The sequence below is a fragment of the bacterium genome (genome assembly GCA_019912885.1).
In the GTDB taxonomy this organism is placed as follows: Bacteria; Lernaellota; Lernaellaia; order JACKCT01; family JACKCT01; genus JAIOHV01.
In genome coordinates this window covers 1-17,016 of the sequence record JAIOHV010000230.1, presented here as the reverse complement: position 1 = coordinate 17,016, position 17,016 = coordinate 1, and the positions used below count along the sequence as shown (strand labels likewise).

Here is a 17,016-nt window from a genome sequence, read left to right as displayed (position 1 = left end):
GTCGCAAACGGGTCGCGTTTTACGAACGACCCTGCCGCGCGGACACCCGTTAAAATTACCGGCGATCTTTCCGGCGATCAACGAAGAAACGACCCGACGTTTTTCGCTTTCCTCTTTGATCGTTTCTCCGTTACAGTATCCATGAGGGCCGGCGCATGAAAGCGTACGAAGAAGAGATGCTCATCGTGGATCGGGCGCGCCTTGCGGATTTGCCGCGCGTGGTCGACCTTTGGATGGAGTTGATGCGCCTGACGGAGCGTTTCAACAAGCGCTACGCGCTCGCGCCCGGCGCGCGCCGCCTTCAGGAATCGTACATGCGCAGCTTCTTCGACTCGTCGTCCGCGGCGATCTTCGTGGCGCGCGAGGGTGAACGCGCGGGCGCGTTCGCGAATGTTTACATCACGAAGCCCGCGCCGGTTTTCGCTCAGCACGTTCTCGGCATCATCGAGAACATTTATGTCGAGCCGGATTTTCGGGGGCGGGGGCTAGGACGCCAGCTCGTTGAGGCGTCGCACCGGTTTTTCCGCACGTTTCGCGTGGACGAGGTGTACGTGAACGTCATCCCCGCGAACGAAAACTCCCGCAAGTTCTGGGAGCACATGGGATACTCGACGCAAAAGCTGACGATGGCCTTCACCGGCCAGCGGGTGTGAAGGGCGCCGGACGCGGGCCGCGGAATCCTCCATGGACGCAATGGACATAATGGACAGGATGGACACGCCGCGAGCGTTTTCGTTTGTGATACCCGCGCGATGCGTCGCGTTCCTGCGATTCATTCCCCATTCCAAATTCGCAATTCCCCATTCATGAAGGCCGTTCTTCAGCGCGTCGCGTACGCGCGCGTCGAGATCGCGGGCGAGACGGCGGGCGAGATCGGCCGCGGGCTGCTCGTGCTTCTCGGTGTCGGCGAGGACGACGGCGACGCCGATCTCGATTACCTCGCGCGCAAGATCCCCGAGTTGCGCATCTTCGAGGACGACGCGGGCAAAATGAACCTCTCCGTGCGCGAGTCCGGCGGCCAAGTGCTCGTCGTGTCGCAGTTCACGCTGTTTGCGGACACGCGCAAGGGACGACGCCCGGCGTTCACGGGCGCCGCGCGCCCGGAAAAGGCCGAACCGATGTACGAGGCGCTCGTGGCGCGGCTTCGCGACGCAGGCCTTTCGGTCGCAACCGGGCGCTTTGGCGCGATGATGCGCGTGGAGCTTGTCAACGACGGGCCGGTGACGATTCTGTTGGACTCGCGCGAGTAACGGTCATGGACAGGATCGACAGGATGGACAAAATGGACGGCGTCAATCTCGTCAAGGCGCGCGGTCCTCGTCCATCGGGTCCGTCTTGTCCATGATGTCCATCACCCGTCGCGACGCTCCGGCTCGCCACAGGGGCTTGTCATGACCCGCGGTCAAAATTTCGAACGCTGGTTTTCGATTATCGGGCTTTTCGCGCTTGCGTTCGCCGTGCGCGCGGCCGGTGTCGCGGACCGGCCCTACGACGCGCGCGAGTTGGTCAGCATCACCGGCTGGCGTTGGGATCTTTCGCATCTGTTCAACTTTTTTCGCGGCGACGACAACCCGCCGCTGTTCTACATCCTCACGTGGTTCTGGTCGTCGGCGACGAACGCGGAGTGGTGGTGCCGGCTTTGCTCGGCGCTCGCTTCGAGCGCGACGGTCGTCTTCCTCTTTCTGCTGGTCGAACTGAAGGTCACGCGGCTGACGGCGGCGGCCGCCGCGATTTTGCTCGCGCTGCATCCGCTTTCGATCTGGGCGGGGCAGAGCGTCATCCCCGAGTCCACGGCCGCGATGTTCATCACGCTTTCCGCCGCGTTCGGCGCGTACTGGATCGGCCGCCACGGTGAAAAACACGCCGCGCCGACGGCGTTGTTTGCGATTCTCGCGATGGCCACGCACTACTACGGATGGCTGTACGCCGTGTTTTTGATCGCGCTGGCGCTTTCGTACGTCGTGCGTCCGGGCTTTCAGCGCAAATTCGCGCTGCCGCCCGCGATCGCCGTTTGCATCGCCGCGCTGCCGTGGATTCCCATGGTCCTGATGCAGGCCGCGCACGCGAACAACAGGCTTGCCGGCGCGCCGATCGTCGAATCGCTGCGCCGGCTGGCGCATGTCTTCCTGTTCGCGCCGACGCCCGACGCGCCTGCGAGCTTCCTCGGCGCGATGAGCCTTTTGCCGAGCCCCGAGATCGCGCAAACGTTCATGATCGCGCTTGCGATCCCCGTCGCGGTGCTTGCGATCCTCGGCGCCGTGCGGCACCCGTTCCTCGGCCTGCTCTTCGCGATTCCCATCGGCCTGGCGATGCTGATCGGAACGAAGCTGCCCGTGTTCACGGTGAAGTACGCGGTGATCTTCGCGCCGGCGCTGATGGCGTGCGTCGCGGCGGGGATCGGTGAGCTGTCGATCCGCGGGCGCCTCGGGCAGATCGTCGCCGCGGGCATGGCCGCGATGATCATCGTGCTGTTCCTGGTGTCGATCCTCGACCAGCGCCTCGCGCACCGCCGCGTGCTCGAACGCGCGGCGTCGGTGACCGAGGCGTCGGCGACGTGCCTTGGGAGCGCAGGCGTCCCGCCTCCTTCGTTTAGGCCTTTTGCGTCAAACGTCGGCAGCTCGCAAACTGCGTGACAAACGGCGATTCCGTGTCAAAAGTCGCACGAATCAAAAATCCGGACGCCGTGGGGCAATCCGTGCCCGTCGATCTTGTCGACGACCTGCGTTCGCTGATCGAATCGGCAAGGCAACGCGTCGCGTCGGCCGTCAACGCCGAGATGGTCTTGCTCTATTGGTCCATCGGCGAGCGGATCAAACGCGAAACGATCGGCGAGGGCCGCGCGGCGTACGGGCAAGAAATTGTCTACGCGCTGAGTAGACAATTGTCTCGGGAATTTGGTAGCGGTTTCTCACGCCCAAACCTGTTCAACATGATCAAATTTGCCGAGGTTTTTCCAGACCGACCAATAGTGCACGCGCTGAGTGCACAATTGTCCTGGACGCACTTCCGCCGAATCATCTATCTCAACGATCCGCTAAAACGAGATTTTTACGCTGAAATGTGCCGAATTGAACGCTGGAGCACGCGTACTCTCGACGATAAAATCAACAAAATGCTTTTCGAACGCACCGCGCTGGCCAAAAAATCCGAAGAATTCATCCGGCGCGAGTTAGACGGGCTTCGCGATGCGGATCGCTTGAACCCCGACATGGTGTTTCGCGACCCCTATTTCCTCGACTTCCTTAGCCTCAAGGACTCGTATAGCGAGAAGGATCTGGAATCCGCGATTCTGCGGGAACTCGAGGCGTTCATCCTGGAGCTGGGCATCGGATTTTCGTTCGTCGCCCGTCAAAAGCGAATCACGGTGGACCACGAGGACTATTACATTGACCTCCTTTTCTACCACCGAAAAATGCGTCGTCTAGTCGTCATCGACCTGAAACTCGACCGTTTCAAGGCTGCGTACAAAGGGCAAATGGAACTGTATCTGCGCTGGCTCGATAAATACGAAATGCAGCCCGGCGAGGAATCGCCGCTCGGCCTAATTTTATGCGCCGGAAAATCGAGCGAACACGTGGAATTGTTGCAGCTCGAAAAGTCCGGTGTCCGTGTGGCCGAGTACCTCACCGACCTACCGCCACGCGACCTGCTCGAAAAGAAATTGCACGATGCGATTTACGTCGCGCGCGAACGCATTGCATCGGGAATATGGGAACACGAAACGCCTCAAGGGGAGTAGACAACGCATGGCGGATCAGGTCGCGAAAAGCGAGGTCGTGGGCAACGTCTGGAAGATCGTCGTCACGGAAGGGCAGAAGGTCGCCGAGGGCGATGAACTGCTGATCCTGGAGTCGATGAAGATGGAAATTCCCGTCGAGGCGCCATGCGACGGCATCGTCAAGCAGCTTTTCGTCGCCGAGGGCGATCAGGTGCAAACCGATCAGGAACTCGTCGTCGTCGAGGAACTCTGACGCCGCGCTCCACGTCATGCGCTTGCTGATTCTTGCCGGCCTCGTCGCGCTTGCGCTGGCGGCGTGCGTCTTCAATGAGGACGACGGCGACGGCGACGGCGCGGACCTCGCCGCTGACGATGACGATGACGACGACGGCGCGCCGGACGACGATGCCGACGACGACACCGACGCCGGCGAAACGACGGTGCGCGGCAACGTCGTCGATCTGCTCATCGACGAAACGGCCGATGTCACCACTGGTGACGAAACCGTGGCGATCGCGCTGCGCGACGTCGAGTCGCACGCCGATCCGATCCGGGCGGCCGTGCGCAAATCCGTCGTGCACATCGAGGTCGATGGCCAAGCGATCGCGATCGAATGCGGCAACTATTCGCTGCCCATCGAGGCGGGCGGCGTGCGCGTCGATTGCCCCGTCGCGCGGGACGTCTACGTCAACACGAACGAAGATCGCTGGGGGCTCGTGAAGGACGCGCGCGTGCGCGTTTTTCCTGCAAGCGGTTTTCTCGCGGGCGATGCGCTGTTTGTCTATCCCGTGAAGGACCAGCGCTGGCTCGCCAACCGGACGCAGGTCGATAACGAGCCGACCGACGACTATCTGCCCTTCTGGAAGGCGATCTACTACCACGCCGGCGTCGACCTCGGCGGCATGGACCGGTGGGACGAAATCCTCGCCACCGTCGCGGGGCGCGTTGTCGGCATTCGCGGCCAGACGATGCCGGGATACGAGGACACGCCCGCCGCGCCGCAGACATATCTCGGGCAGGCGCGCGTCGATATCGTGTGGATCGAGGACGTGCGCGGCCGGCTTTTCCGCTACAGCCACCTGGAACGCGCCGACCCGAACCTGCGCCTGGGCTCGTACGTGAACGCGGGCGAGCGCATCGGGTATCTGGGCAACGAGGGCGCGTCCGGCGGATGGGCGCACCTGCATTTCGAGATCAAGGACGTGCAGCCGTCCGGCCTGTGGGGCACGGAGCCGTCGTACGCGTACCTGCGCGAGGGCTACGTCGCCGCGGAAAACCCGCCGCTGCTTGCGCTCGCACGCCCGCACCAATACGGCTTTGCCGGCGACGCGATCACGCTCGACGCGGGCAAGTCGGAATCGTTCGCGGGTGAGATTGTGTCGTACGACTGGGAGTTCACCGACGAGACGACCGCGAACGGCGAGACGGTCACGCGCACGTACGACGCGCCGGGGTTCTACACGGAAGTTCTCAAGGTGACGGACAGCGAGGGGAATGTTGCGTACGACTTCGCGACCGTGCAGATCGTCGCGGAACTGGATCCGCAGATTACACAGGCCGTCATCCTGAGCGAAGCGAAGGATCTGGCTCGCCCCGGCAGCCGTTTCCAATCCCTCCGCTTCTCCGCGCCTGGGCGTGACACAAAATCGCGCGCCCTCGCCGCCGAGCACCTCGTCTACACCTACCTCCACCTCGCGCACGCGCCTTCAAAAAACATCCGCCCCGGCGACAAGGTGCGTTTCATCGCACGCGTGTTCGGCATCGGCGGCGGCGAGGAGTCGTGGGACTTCGACGACGGGTCGCCCATCGAAACGACGCGCTCGGGCAACTGGCCGCTGCGCGACGGCTACGCGCAAAAAACGCACGTCTTCACGCAACCTGGCGACTACCTCGTGCGCGTCGAGCGCGTGAACAAGCGCGGCGAGCCGTGCGTCGCGCGGGTCTGGGTGCCGGTGCGGGAGTAGCGTTACGAACAGAGCCGCGACCGTGAGGGAGCGGCCGCCCGTTTCGAATCATGAGCGGGCACGCGGAAGACGGATGCCCGTTGCGGCTCTTCCGAAAAATCGTATCGCGAAAAGGACCGGGAGGCCGCTTGCTGACGCGCGCGGCTCCGTCGCCGCGGCCGCTTCACACGAGCTTCAACGCCCGCTTCGCATCCTCGCCCTGGACGGGCGTGCGGCCGGCGTCGCGGGCCATGCGGGCCGCCTTTTCGACGAGATCGCCGTTCGATGTCGCCATCTTGCCGGGCTCGACGTACAGGTGATCCTCCAGGCCGACGCGCACGTTGCCGCCGAGCGCGAGCGCACCCGCGAGTAGGCGCCACTGTTCGTGGCTGATGCCGATGACCTCCCACACGGAGCCCTCGGGCGCGAGGCGCTTCATCGTCGCCATCGATTCGATCGACGTGTCCACGCCGCCGACCACGCCCATGATGAACGAAAACTGCAGCGGCGCCTTGAGCACGCCCTGGTCGAGCAGCGGGTAGGCCGTCGATACGTGCCCGGTGTCGAAGCATTCGAGCTCCGGGCGCACGCCATTCTCACGCATCTTCGTGATGAGGTACGTGATCTCCGAGAGCGGGTTGATGAACTGGAACTCGAAGACGAATTCCTTTCGCTTGGGCGAATACTTCGCGTAATTCATCGAGCCCATGTTCAGCGCGGCGATGTGCGGCTTCACCGCGATGACCGGCGCAATCTTTTCCTCCTGCGTGATCGTGATGGCGCCCGTGGAGAAATTCAGCAACATCCCGGGCGTCGCCTCGCGGATCGCGCCGGCAATCGCGCCGTAACGCTCCGGACGGTAGCTCGGCGAGCCGTCGTCCTCGCGCGCGTGGATGTGCAGCACCGCCGCGCCCGCGTCCCACGCGCGGCGCGCCTCCGCGGCGTACTCCTCGACGGTGTACGGAATCGCGGGGCACTGCGAGCGATTGGCAATGACGCCGCTCATGGCGCAGGTGATGACGACCGAATCGGCGATCGATGTCATGGAATACTCCGTGAAACGCAATGGACGATGGACCGAATGGACCGAATGGGCATTATGGACGTGAGGGGCATAGTTAAAAGCGCGTGAGGAGATCCTTCGCATTGCTCAGGATGACAGGTCACCCGATTTTCCTCCGTGCTCTCCGTGTCTTCTCCGTGCTCTCCGTGTACCGCCGAATTGCGATCCTGCGATTCCATTCCCAATTCGCAATTCCCCATTGCCGATTCAAACCGGGCTCACGCCGTGCTTTTTGTACGGCCGCTCCAGGCGTTTGCCTTCGGCGAGTTTGAGCGAGCGGATCAGGATCTTGCGCGTTTCGGCCGGGTCGATGATGTCGTCGATGAACCCCCAGCCCGCGGACCTGTAGATGTCGATGAGGTCCTTGAACTGCGCGATGAGCATCTTGCGCATCTCGTCCTTGTCCTCGGCCATCTCGATCATCTTGCGTCCCATGATGTTGACCGCGCCCTCCGGGCCCATGACGGATATCTCCGCCGTCGGCCACGCGAACACGGCGTCCGCGCCGAACTCGCGCCCGCACATGGCGAAGTAGCCCGCGCCGTAAGCCTTGCGCAGCACGATCGTGATCTTCGGGACCGTCGCGGCGCTGACGGCGTGAATCATCTTGGCGCCGTGGCGGATGATGCCCGCGTGCTCGACGGCCTTGCCGACCATAAAACCCGGCACGTCCTGCAAAAAGACAAGCGGAATGTGGAACGCGTCGCACAGCGACACGAAGCGCGCGGCCTTGTCCGCGGAATTGTTGTCGAGCACGGCGCCGATCGCGCGCGGCTGGCTCGCCACGAATCCCACGGGCTTGCCGTGAAGGCGCGCGAACGCGGTGACGACCGCTTTCGCGAACTTCGGCTTGATCTCGAAAAACTCGCCGTTATCGACGATGAGCTCGATGACCTTCTTGACGTCGAACGGCTTGCGCGGATTGGTCGGGACGATGTGGCGCAGCTCGTCGACGAGCTTGTCGGGATCGTCCGACGGCTCGATCGCCGGCGGCTCGCCGTGCACGCTCGAAGGAAAAAACGAGAGGTATTTTTTGATGACGGCGATGCACTCGTCATCGTCTTTCACCTCGATGTCGGCGCAGCCGGAAATTTCGCAATGCACCTTGCTGCCGCCGAGCTCCTCTTCGGTGATTTCCTCGCCGGTCGCCGCGCGCACCAGGTGCACGCCGGCCAGCGCCATCGACGCATTGCCCTTCACCATCGGCACGAAATCGGACAAGCCGGGGATGTACGCGGTGCCCGCGGAGCACGGACCCATCACCGCGGCGACGAGCGGGATGACGCCGCTCATCTGCACCTCCTCGTAGAACAGGCCGCCCGAGCCGGGGAAGAGGTAGCCCGTCGCCTCCTGCACGCGCGCGCCCGCGGAATCGAGAAGCCACACGAACGGCACGCGCTTTTCGAGCGCCCACTTGCGAAGGCGCGTCATCTTCATCTCGCCGATCATGCCCATCGAGCCGGCCATGACGGTGAAGTCGTAAGCGCCGCAGCACGCGAGGCGCCCGTCGATCGTGCCGAAGCCGGTGATGACGCCGTCGGCCGGCGTGTCGCGGTCTTGCATGAGCGGGCTGTTCGACTGATGGTGCCCGTGCATCATGACTTCGGTGAAGCTGCCCGCGTCGAACAGGCGGCCGATGCGCTCGCGGGCGGTCAGCTTGTTGCGCGAATGCTGTTTTGCGATCGCGTCCTCGCCGCCCATCGCGCGAACTTTTTCGCGCTTTTCCTCAAGCGCCTTCAGCATCTCCTCGATCGGCGGATATTCGATGACGTCCGACATGCGTTACTCCGGATTTTTTCACCACGAAAGCACGAAGAACACAAAGGTCATTTCCTATTTTTTTTCGTGGTGTTCTTCGTGCCCTTTGTGTCTTTGTGTCAATTGCGATTCCTGCGATTCCATTCGTCACTCGTCACTCGTCACTCGTCACTCCTACTTGTCTTTCCAGTTCGGATCGCGCTTTTCCAGAAACGCTCCGATGCCCTCGAACGCATCCTCCGCGAGCGTGTTGGCCGTCAGCATCCCCTGCAAGTAGTCAAAGGCGTCGTCCATCGGCATGTCCTCCATGCGATAGAACGCGCGCTTGCCGAGACGCAGCGTCGCGAGGCTCATCTTCGCGACGCGCTCGACAAGTTCGCCTGTCGCCTTGTCGAGATCGGCCGCGGGCACGACGTGATTCAAAAGGCCCACGGATTTCGCCTCCGCGGCGCCGAAGCGCTCGCCGGTGAACATCATCTCGAGAAGGCGCTTGCGCCCGACGTGGCGCGCGAGCAGCGTCATGATCATCATCGGGAACAGACCGAGCCGCGCCTCCGGCGTGCCGAGTTGCGCGGTGTCCGCCGCCACAGCCAGATCGCACGCGGCGACAAGGCCAAGCCCGCCGCCGAGCGCGTGGCCGTTGACGCGCGCGACGATCACCTTGTCGCAACGCATCATCATCCGCAGCACCTCGGGAAAACGCCCGCGCCCGTCGTGCATGGCGAGCATGCCGGCGGCCGGATCCGGGCGAAGGTCCGCGCCCGCGCAGAAAGCCTTGTCGCCGGCGCCCGTCAGCACGATGACGCGCACCTCGCCGTCGGACTCGTGCGCCGTGACGCCGGCCGCGATGCCATCGAGCACATCGCCGTTCAGCGCGTTGCGCGAACCCGGCCGGTTGATGGTGATGTATCCGGCGGCGCCGCGCCGGTCGACAAGAACCGGTTCAGTCACACCCAGACCTCCGTGGATAAATGGACACGATGGACGGACTGGACATCATCGACGCAACCAAAATTTCTCCGTGTCCTCTGTGTCTTCTCTGTGCCCTCTGCGTGCCGCCGAATGCGATTCACTCCGCAACCCCGATTCACGACAGCCCTTCCGTCAGCTTGACGATGTTCTCCTCGATGAAGTGCGTCGTGTATCCGCCCGCCTCGAACGCGGGATGCGTAAGAATCCGCGCGCAGAACTCGCGGTTGGTGACGAGCCCTTCGATCGAAAGATTCGACAGGACGCGGACCAGCCGCTGGATCGCCTGCGGGCGGTCGGCGCCGTGTGCGCACACCTTCATCAACAGCGGATCGTAATACGGCGAGACCTCGCTGCCTTCCTCGACACCGCTATCGATACGCACTCCCGCCTCCTCGCGAGGCAGCGACAGATACGTGATGCGTCCGGGCGCGGGCATGAAGTTTTTCGCCGGGTTCTCGGCGTAGATGCGCGCCTCGATCGCGTGGCCGTTCGAGGCCGGGTTCATGACCGCGTCGGAAAGCGCCTCGCCGGCGGCGATGCGTATCTGCTGCTCCACGATATCGAGGCCGGTCACCATTTCCGTGATCGGGTGCTCGACCTGCACGCGCTTGTTGACCTCGAGAAAATACCAGCCGCGGTCCTTGTCCACCAGGCACTCCCACGTCCCCGCGTTGCGATATCCGACCGCGCGCGCCGACTCGCGGATGCGGCGCGTCATGTCGTTTCGAAGCTCGTCGGTGAGGAACGTGGAGGGGGTTTCCTCGATGACCTTCTGGTTGCGGCGCTGCACGGAGCACTCGCGCTCGAACAAGACGGCGACGTTGTCGTGATGATCCGCGAGCACCTGGTATTCGATGTGGTGCGGGCCCTTGATGACCTTTTCGAGATACACGTCGCCGTGATGGAACGCGCGTTGCGCCCGCGAGGACGCGCGGCGGACGGCCGAGAGAAGTTCGCCCGGCTTTTCGACGATCGTCATGCCGATGCCGCCGCCGCCGTAGCTCGCCTTGACCATGACGGGGTAGCCGATCTTTTCGGCCTGCGCGATCGCCGCCGCGTCGTCGGCGAGATGATCGTCGCTCGCGGGGATGACGTTCAATCCCGCCTCGGCCATGCACCGGCGCGCCTCGTGCTTGTTTTCGAGCGTGCGCATCGACGTGGCCGTCGGGCCGATGAACACGATGCCGGCGCGTTCGGCGGCCTCGACGAAATTCGCGTTTTCGGACAGGAAGCCGTAGCCCGGATGCACCGCGTCGCAGCCGTGCTCCTTGGCGACGGCGATGATTTTGGCGACCTGCAGATAGCTCTCGGAGGCGAGCGGCGGGCCGATCTCGTAGGCCTCGTCCGCGAAGCCGACGAACGGCGCGTCGCGGTCGGCCTCGGAAAAAACCGCGACGGTGCGGATGCCCATGCGGCGGCAGGTTCGCATGACGCGCATGGCGATCTCGCCGCGATTGGCGACGAGGATTCGGCTGAACATCAGCCCCCCGCCTTCGCAAGGACGTCGCGCGCGATCGCCACGCGATGGATCTCGGTGGGGCCAAACAGCAGCTCGCCGACGCGCGCGTCGCGGTACAGGCGCTCGACGGGATGGCCCGCTTCGTAACCCGCGCCGCCGGCGATCTGCACGGCGAGCGACGAGATGTTCGTGGCCGCCTCGGTCGCCTGCACCTTCGCGCACGACACGTTGATCGCCGCCTCCGGATCGCCCTCGCCCATCGTCCACGCGGCGTATTGGCACGAAAGCCGCGCGACATCGATCAGCATCTGCATGCGCGCGAGCTTGAACGAAATCTCCTGATTGCGGACGATCGGCTTGCCGCCGCTCTTGCGCGTGCGCGCGTGTTTGACCGAAATCGCAAGCGCCTCACGCGACAGGCCGATCCACGCGGCGGCGATCGAAAGACGCCCCGCCGCGAAACCCTCGTCCAGAAGCGCGCGGCCCTGGCCCGGCTTGCCGACGCGATCGGCCGGCAAGACGCGCACGTCCGCGAAATCGACGTCCGCGACCGGCGCGCCGCGCACGCCCATCGTCTCGATCGCGGGATGCACGTGAACGCCCGGCGCGGTGCGCGATACGAGAAACAGCGATAGCGCGTCGCCCTCGCCCTCGCGCGCGACGACCAGCATCGCGGGCGCTACCGGCGCGCCCGTGACCCACCGCTTCTTGCCCGACAGCACGAAGGCGTCGCCGTCTTGCGTCGCGGACAGGAGCACGCCGGGCGCATCCGAGCCGGACTCGTGCTCGGCATACGCGAGCGACACGAGCGCGTGACCCGCGAGGTACGGATCGAGTGCGCGTTGTTTCTGCTCGTCGTCGCCATGCCGCGAAAGGATCGCGGCGGCGGCCTCCGCGGTCGAAAGCGCAAGCGCGGTGGACGGCGATCCCGCGCCGACCTCCTCCATCAGCGCCGCGAACGCGACGAGGTCGCGCGCGCCGCCATCGTCGCACGCGCCGCCGACGACGCGGTGTTGCGCGGCCAGGCGCAGGTGCGTCGAGAGGATTTCCTCCCGGCGCCGCGCGTCGCCGACATCCTGGTCCGCGGCATCCGACGCAAGACGCGTCGATGCGATTTCGCGCAGCGCGTCGACGCGGCGGGCGACATCCGCGGAAAGTTCGTAATTCATCGCGCCTCCGGAGCGAGCATGCGCGCGATGATGAGGTGCTGGATTTCGCTTGTCCCGCCGCCTATCTGCCCGAGCTTCGCGTCGCGGAACCCGCGCTCGACCGGGTATTCGTGGATATAGCCGTAGCCGCCGTGGATCTGCACGGCCTCCGACGCCATCCGCACGCCCTCGTCGGCGATGTAGAGCTTGGCGATCGCGGCCTCCATGTGGTTGAGCGCGCGGCCCTGGTCCTTGTTCCACGCAACGCGGTGGATGAGCAGGCGCCCCGCGTTCACGTACATGCGCATGTCCGCGAGCTTGTGTTGAATCGCCTGAAAATCGGCGATGGGGCGATCAAACTGCGTGCGCGTCAGGGCGTAATCGGCGCAGATTTCGAGGCCTCGGCGCGCGCTTCCGACGCCCGGCGCGAGCAGCGCGGATCGGTCCCACTCAAGCGTCTGCAGCACCATCAAAAATCCCGCGCCTTCCATGCCGAGCAGATTTTCGGCGGGGATGCGGCAATCCTCGAAGAAGATTTCCGATGTCGGCGACGCGCGAAATCCCATCTTCTTCATCGGCTTGCCCGGCGTAAAACCGGGCGTGCCCTTTTCGACGATAAAGCAAGACACGCCCGCGTGGCCCGAGGTCGGGTCCGTCGACGCGTACACCACCGCGACGTCGGCGATCGGCGCGTTCGTGATGAACATCTTCGATCCGTTCAGCACCCACGCGTCGCCGTCGCGCCGGGCGACCGTGCGGATGCCCGCGGCGTCCGAACCGGCGCCCGGCTCGGTCAGGCCCATGCACCCGATCCACTCGCCGCTTGCGAGCTTCGGCAGGTATTTTTCGCGCTGCGCGTCCGTGCCGTGTTGCAGGATCGTGTCGCCGCACAGATAGGTGTGCGCGCCCCACGAAAGGCACAGGCCCATATCCGCGCCGCCGTAGCCCATCGCCTCGCCCGCGAGGACGCTCGTCAACACGTCCGCGCCCTGCCCGCCATACGTTTCGGGATAGTGCAGGCCGAGCAGGCCGAACTCGCCCATCATCGAAAACGCGTCGCGGTCGAACCGGGAGGCGCCTTCGAATTCCTCCGTGCGCGGAGCGATTTTTTCGCGCGAGAAACGCACGACCGCGTCATGGAACGCACGTTGCTCGTCGGTGAGGCGAAAATCCATCGAGTCGTCCGGGTTTTAAGCGTTGTGCGCACGCCGAACGGCGCACGCCGAGGACGTAGTGTCAAAGCGGACGCGTGGGGTGTCAAGCGAAACGACGAATCGAGGATTGAGTGTCGCACCCGTAGCCGCGCACGACGAAATAGTCTGGAAGTCTGGAAGTCCGAAAGGTCATCGCGGAAGTTATCCGCGGATTAAGCGGATTTCGCGGACTCTTTGTTTCGACAAGTCGTACGGCGGCGGCGGGTTATCCGCGTCGGGCACGCACCGATTCGTAAATCTCGGCAAGCCGCGCGGCTGTCACGGCTTCGTCGTATCGCGCGGCGGCGCGCGGGCCTTTTTCGCCGGCCTCGCGGCGCGCGTCGTCGGTGAGGCTTTCGCGGATCGCGTCACGCATCGCATCGACATCGCCCGGCGGCACGAGCCGGCCGATGCCCGCCTCGCGGATGACATCCGCCGGGCCGCCCGCGTCCGTGGCGACGACCGGCTTGCCGGCGGCAAGCGCCTCGGCGATCACACGGCCGAACGCCTCCACAACGCCCTGCTCCGGCCGCGCGTGTCGCGAGCTGTGGACGAGCACGTCGCAAGCGGCGAGAAGGCGCGGCGCGTCGGCGCGCGTTCCCGCGAACGCAACGCTGTCGGCGATGCCAAGCTCGGCGACGAGCCGGTCGATCGCCTCGCGATCCGCGGGAACCTCGCCGCCCGCCTGCACGAACCACACGCCGGGCAATTCCGCGATTGCGCGAAGCGCCACGTCGTGGCCTTTCCACGCGATGACGCGCGCGAGCGAGAGCGCCATCGGCGCGTCCTCGGGCACGCCGAGTTCGGCGCGCACCCCGTCGCTGCTTGCGTTCGCAAACGCGCGCGTGGGGATGCCGCTTGGCACAACATGCGCGCGTTTTTCGATCGACGGGTCGAGCGAAATGAGATACCGGCGCACCGCATCCGAGACGCACACCAGCGCGCCGGCGCCCGCCGCGAACGCCAACTCCGCGCGTGAGAACAGGCGGATCATGCGCGCCATCAGCACGATCGGCGCGCGGTGGCGCAACGCGTCGAAAAATACCTTGTTGTAGATGTTCAGGTTGTTGATGTGCACGACATCCGGCGCGAACTCCTCGAACGCACGCATGACTTCCGGCACGAGTGCACGCGAAAGCGAACGATACGCGAACCGGGAAAACGGCCGATTGAGCGGCCCCGGCAGCACGGGATTCGCCAGCGCGCCGCCGTGCGTGAACAGATCGCGGAATCGCGGATCGGCGAGACCGCGCACGTCGACGCCGTCCGGCACGATGCCGGCGAACAACTCCGGGTTCGCGGCGATAACGCGAAACTCGAATCCCTTTGGCGAAAGTTCGCGCGCCAGCGACGCGAGATGCTGAACCGATCCGCCCATCGCGGGCGTGTTGTCGATGGCCAGGATTTTCATGCCGTGCTCTTCAGGATTCGACGCCTGATGGCGGCGATGACACGCGTATCCACCAGCCCAAAGGCAAACGCCAACGGAACATAAGAAACAACGCCCGCGGTGATCGCCACGCCGAGCCCGTATCGGCGCGCGAAGTAAACCGCCACACCCATAACGAACGCCGCCGCCGCCGCGCGGGCGATGTCGCCGGCGATATCGAGCTTGCCGATCACGCCGCGCAGCACGCGCATGTTCCACGCAAACACGAGCGCGAAACTGGCGAGCGTCGCCCACGCCGCGCCCATGTAACTGTAGCGCGGGATGAGGAAGAGATTCAGCACGACGTTGAACACGGCACACACGCCGGTGATGAGCGCGAGGTCGCGCTCGCGGTCGGCGGCGCGCAGCGTCGTTCCGGCAAGTGGATTCACCGAGTCGAGCACCTGCCCCCAGATCAGCACTTGCAGCGCCGCGCCCGCGACGAAAAACGGCGCGCCGAACAACAGGCCCATCACGTCCGGCGCGAGCAGCGTCGTGCCGACGGCGACCGGCAACGCGAACGCGCAAAGCGCGCGCATCGCCGCGCGGAACGTGACGCGCACGCGGTCGCCGCCTTCGGTCCACTGTCTGGCGAGCACGGGATAAATCGCGGCGACGAACGCGCTTGTCACGAGGCCGAGCGCCTCCATCAGCTTGTACGCGGCGTTGTAGCGGCCGACGGCGATCTCCGCATCGATCGGCCCGGGGATGAGCGAGAGCATGATGATGTCGGCGCGGTTGTAGAAGATGATGAAAAGCGACGTGATGAAAAACGGCCACGCCGCGCTTGCCAGCGTGCGCGTTTCAAGCCAGCCCGGCAGCGTGAACGGCGCCGCGTCGGACAGGCGCCGCGTCATCCGCCGCGCGATCGCCCAGGTGACGGCGCGCGCCGCGAGGTACACCGAGGCGAGCGGTACGACCTCACCGCCCTGCGCAAGCACCGCAACGCCAAGCGCGATCGTAAGCAGAGTGTTCGCCACGTCGACGAGCGCGGACAGCTCCATGCGCTCGTGCCCGGCGAACGCGGCGTGATAGGTGTTCGTGATCGACGAGAACAAAAGGCTCGCGGCGAGGATATAGGTCGCGAGCCTGGTGTCGCCCGCGTAACCCAGAAGCGGCACGACAAGAAACAGTACGCCAAACAGCGCCAGCGACAGCAGAACGTTCGTAGCGACGACGTGCCCGAGGAAGGTGGAACTCGCGCGTCCCATGCGTGCGACCGTCCGCACGATGTACGCGCGCGAAACGTAGCCCGGCAGCACCTCCACGAAACCGACGAGCGCCATCGCGGTGGCGAAACGCCCGAAACCCGCCTCGCCGAGATGCCGCGTGACGTAGCCGAGAAACGCCAGCGACATCGCCTTGGTGACGATGCGCCCGGCGGCAAGCGCGCCGGTGTTTTTCAAAACACGACGGGCGACGGACAAGCGGCAACCTCACACGCGGGGTGCGTTCAATCGGGACGAATCACGCCGTCCATACTGTCCATCCCGTCCATATTGTCCATCGTCACACGTCTTGAAGATCCATTGGAAAGGCGTAGATTTTGTCATGGAGTTCAGCCATGCGTCGAACGAATCGCATCATCGCCCGGGTTTCGGAGTCAACGCGCCGACGACTCGACAAATACGTCCGCGCGACCGGGGTCAGGAAGAGCCATGTTGTCGAACAGGCGCTGCTCCATTATCTCCTCGCGCTCGAAGAACTGCCGGGCGATGCAATTTGCCAGAAGCGCATGGTGCTCACGCGCGAATCATTCGAAACAGTCGTCGAGTGTATGGCAACAGCGACTCCCACGCCGGCGTTGCTCGATTTGATGCGCGAACACGATCAATTGGGCGACAGGCGTTTTTCGGGATCGGGATCGGGAAAGGGAAAGGGCGGATGAAATCTGTTTCATCGGCGTAATCTGCGGATAAGAGCCTAGCCCCGCGCCCGGGCCGCCGCTTTCTTCACCTTCGGGTTGTAGCAAACCCCCGGCAGGCCGAGCATCTGCGGCACGACGCAGTGGTTGCTCGACTCGCAGGCGGTCGGCGCGCCGTCGCCCGCGAGGAAATGCGCCGGCAGGTCGGCCTCGGCGTAAAACGGCCGGCCGATGCCGATCATGTCCGCGTCGCCGGCGCCAAGAATCGAGTCGGCCTCTTCGCGCGTGCGGATGCCGCCGACGCCGAACACCGGCACGCGCACGGCGCGTTTGACCGGCGCGAACACGCCTCGGTTCCACGTCGGCGAAAACGGATGGCGCCGGGCCCCATACCACATCGCGGCGCGCATGACGTGAAAGCGATAGCGGCTGCCGGTCGCCTCGGCGAACATGCGGGAGAGGTTCGCGT

The 17,016-nt window shown here is 64.7% G+C and carries 16 protein-coding genes; 7 read left to right on the top strand and 9 right to left on the bottom strand.

The window, feature by feature from the left end; all coding sequences use genetic code 11:
* Nucleotides 1-155: 155 nt before the first annotated feature.
* The 6 genes from K8I61_20735 (at nt 156) to K8I61_20710 (ending at nt 5,682) form a co-directional block, all read left to right on the top strand.
* On the top strand, nt 156-653 hold the full coding sequence (locus tag K8I61_20735) for a GNAT family N-acetyltransferase (GenBank protein ID MBZ0274471.1): 498 nt from the start codon (nt 156-158) through the stop codon (nt 651-653).
* 153 nt (nt 654-806) lie between these two features.
* Entirely contained in the window at nt 807-1,250 is a 444-nt protein-coding gene (gene dtd / locus K8I61_20730) for a D-tyrosyl-tRNA(Tyr) deacylase (protein MBZ0274470.1), read from the top strand.
* Nucleotides 1,251-1,391: 141 nt separating this feature from the next.
* The gene (locus K8I61_20725; protein ID MBZ0274469.1) at nt 1,392-2,633 is read left to right on the top strand and encodes a glycosyltransferase family 39 protein; all 1,242 of its coding nucleotides are present in this window, start codon (nt 1,392-1,394) and stop codon (nt 2,631-2,633) included.
* 14 nt (nt 2,634-2,647) lie between these two features.
* Complete coding sequence (locus K8I61_20720; protein MBZ0274468.1) at nt 2,648-3,739, top strand: PDDEXK nuclease domain-containing protein; 1,092 nt, start codon at nt 2,648-2,650, stop codon at nt 3,737-3,739.
* A gap of 7 nt (nt 3,740-3,746) precedes the next feature.
* Nucleotides 3,747-3,971, top strand: coding sequence for a biotin/lipoyl-binding carrier protein (locus tag K8I61_20715; GenBank protein ID MBZ0274467.1), 225 nt, complete (start codon nt 3,747-3,749; stop codon nt 3,969-3,971).
* Nucleotides 3,972-4,818: 847 nt separating this feature from the next.
* Nucleotides 4,819-5,682, top strand: a complete 864-nt coding sequence (locus K8I61_20710; GenBank protein ID MBZ0274466.1) for a PKD domain-containing protein — start codon at nt 4,819-4,821, stop codon at nt 5,680-5,682.
* A gap of 163 nt (nt 5,683-5,845) precedes the next feature.
* Here the strand turns inward: K8I61_20710 and K8I61_20705 are convergent, their stop codons facing one another.
* The 8 genes from K8I61_20705 to K8I61_20670 form a co-directional block, all read right to left on the bottom strand.
* Nucleotides 5,846-6,706: a 3-keto-5-aminohexanoate cleavage protein gene (locus K8I61_20705; protein ID MBZ0274465.1), complete on the bottom strand. Its 861-nt coding sequence runs from the start codon at nt 6,704-6,706 to the stop codon at nt 5,846-5,848.
* A 225-nt stretch (nt 6,707-6,931) separates the two neighbouring features.
* Entirely contained in the window at nt 6,932-8,503 is a 1,572-nt protein-coding gene (locus tag K8I61_20700; GenBank protein MBZ0274464.1) for an acyl-CoA carboxylase subunit beta, read from the bottom strand.
* Between the two features lie 153 nt (nt 8,504-8,656).
* Entirely contained in the window at nt 8,657-9,388 is a 732-nt protein-coding gene (locus K8I61_20695) for an enoyl-CoA hydratase/isomerase family protein (protein ID MBZ0274463.1), read from the bottom strand.
* 181 nt (nt 9,389-9,569) lie between these two features.
* Nucleotides 9,570-10,934: a biotin carboxylase gene (locus K8I61_20690; GenBank protein MBZ0274462.1), complete on the bottom strand. Its 1,365-nt coding sequence runs from the start codon at nt 10,932-10,934 to the stop codon at nt 9,570-9,572.
* Entirely contained in the window at nt 10,934-12,082 is a 1,149-nt protein-coding gene (locus K8I61_20685) for an acyl-CoA dehydrogenase family protein (protein ID MBZ0274461.1), read from the bottom strand. The genes K8I61_20690 and K8I61_20685 overlap by 1 nt, the downstream gene beginning before the upstream one ends.
* A complete protein-coding gene (locus K8I61_20680; protein ID MBZ0274460.1) occupies nt 12,079-13,236 on the bottom strand; it encodes an acyl-CoA dehydrogenase family protein in 1,158 nt (385 codons plus the stop codon). The genes K8I61_20685 and K8I61_20680 overlap by 4 nt, the downstream gene beginning before the upstream one ends.
* 244 nt (nt 13,237-13,480) lie before the next feature.
* Nucleotides 13,481-14,665 carry a glycosyltransferase family 4 protein gene (locus K8I61_20675; protein MBZ0274459.1) on the bottom strand — a complete coding sequence of 395 codons (1,185 nt, stop codon included), beginning with the start codon at nt 14,663-14,665 and terminating at the stop codon, nt 13,481-13,483.
* Nucleotides 14,662-16,110 carry a flippase gene (locus tag K8I61_20670; GenBank protein MBZ0274458.1) on the bottom strand — a complete coding sequence of 483 codons (1,449 nt, stop codon included), beginning with the start codon at nt 16,108-16,110 and terminating at the stop codon, nt 14,662-14,664. Before K8I61_20670 ends, K8I61_20675 begins: the two co-directional genes overlap by 4 nt.
* 137 nt (nt 16,111-16,247) lie before the next feature.
* Between K8I61_20670 and K8I61_20665 the strand changes: the two genes are divergently transcribed.
* On the top strand, nt 16,248-16,571 hold the full coding sequence (locus K8I61_20665) for a hypothetical protein (GenBank protein ID MBZ0274457.1): 324 nt from the start codon (nt 16,248-16,250) through the stop codon (nt 16,569-16,571).
* A gap of 35 nt (nt 16,572-16,606) precedes the next feature.
* Here the strand turns inward: K8I61_20665 and K8I61_20660 are convergent.
* The coding region (locus tag K8I61_20660) for an NADH:flavin oxidoreductase (protein MBZ0274456.1) at nt 16,607-17,016 on the bottom strand (410 nt) is incomplete at its 5' end.

Coding starts and splice junctions, on each gene's coding strand:
- K8I61_20735 (MBZ0274471.1), top strand. CDS start 156: ATGAAAGCGTACGAAGAAGAGATGCTCATCGTGGATCGGGCGCGCCTT.
- K8I61_20675 (MBZ0274459.1), bottom strand. CDS start 14,665: ATGAAAATCCTGGCCATCGACAACACGCCCGCGATGGGCGGATCGGTT.
- K8I61_20705 (MBZ0274465.1), bottom strand. CDS start 6,706: ATGACATCGATCGCCGATTCGGTCGTCATCACCTGCGCCATGAGCGGC.
- K8I61_20685 (MBZ0274461.1), bottom strand. CDS start 12,082: ATGAATTACGAACTTTCCGCGGATGTCGCCCGCCGCGTCGACGCGCTG.
- dtd (MBZ0274470.1), top strand. CDS start 807: ATGAAGGCCGTTCTTCAGCGCGTCGCGTACGCGCGCGTCGAGATCGCG.
- K8I61_20725 (MBZ0274469.1), top strand. CDS start 1,392: ATGACCCGCGGTCAAAATTTCGAACGCTGGTTTTCGATTATCGGGCTT.
- K8I61_20700 (MBZ0274464.1), bottom strand. CDS start 8,503: ATGTCGGACGTCATCGAATATCCGCCGATCGAGGAGATGCTGAAGGCG.
- K8I61_20715 (MBZ0274467.1), top strand. CDS start 3,747: ATGGCGGATCAGGTCGCGAAAAGCGAGGTCGTGGGCAACGTCTGGAAG.
- K8I61_20690 (MBZ0274462.1), bottom strand. CDS start 10,934: ATGTTCAGCCGAATCCTCGTCGCCAATCGCGGCGAGATCGCCATGCGC.
- K8I61_20680 (MBZ0274460.1), bottom strand. CDS start 13,236: ATGGATTTTCGCCTCACCGACGAGCAACGTGCGTTCCATGACGCGGTC.
- K8I61_20665 (MBZ0274457.1), top strand. CDS start 16,248: ATGCGTCGAACGAATCGCATCATCGCCCGGGTTTCGGAGTCAACGCGC.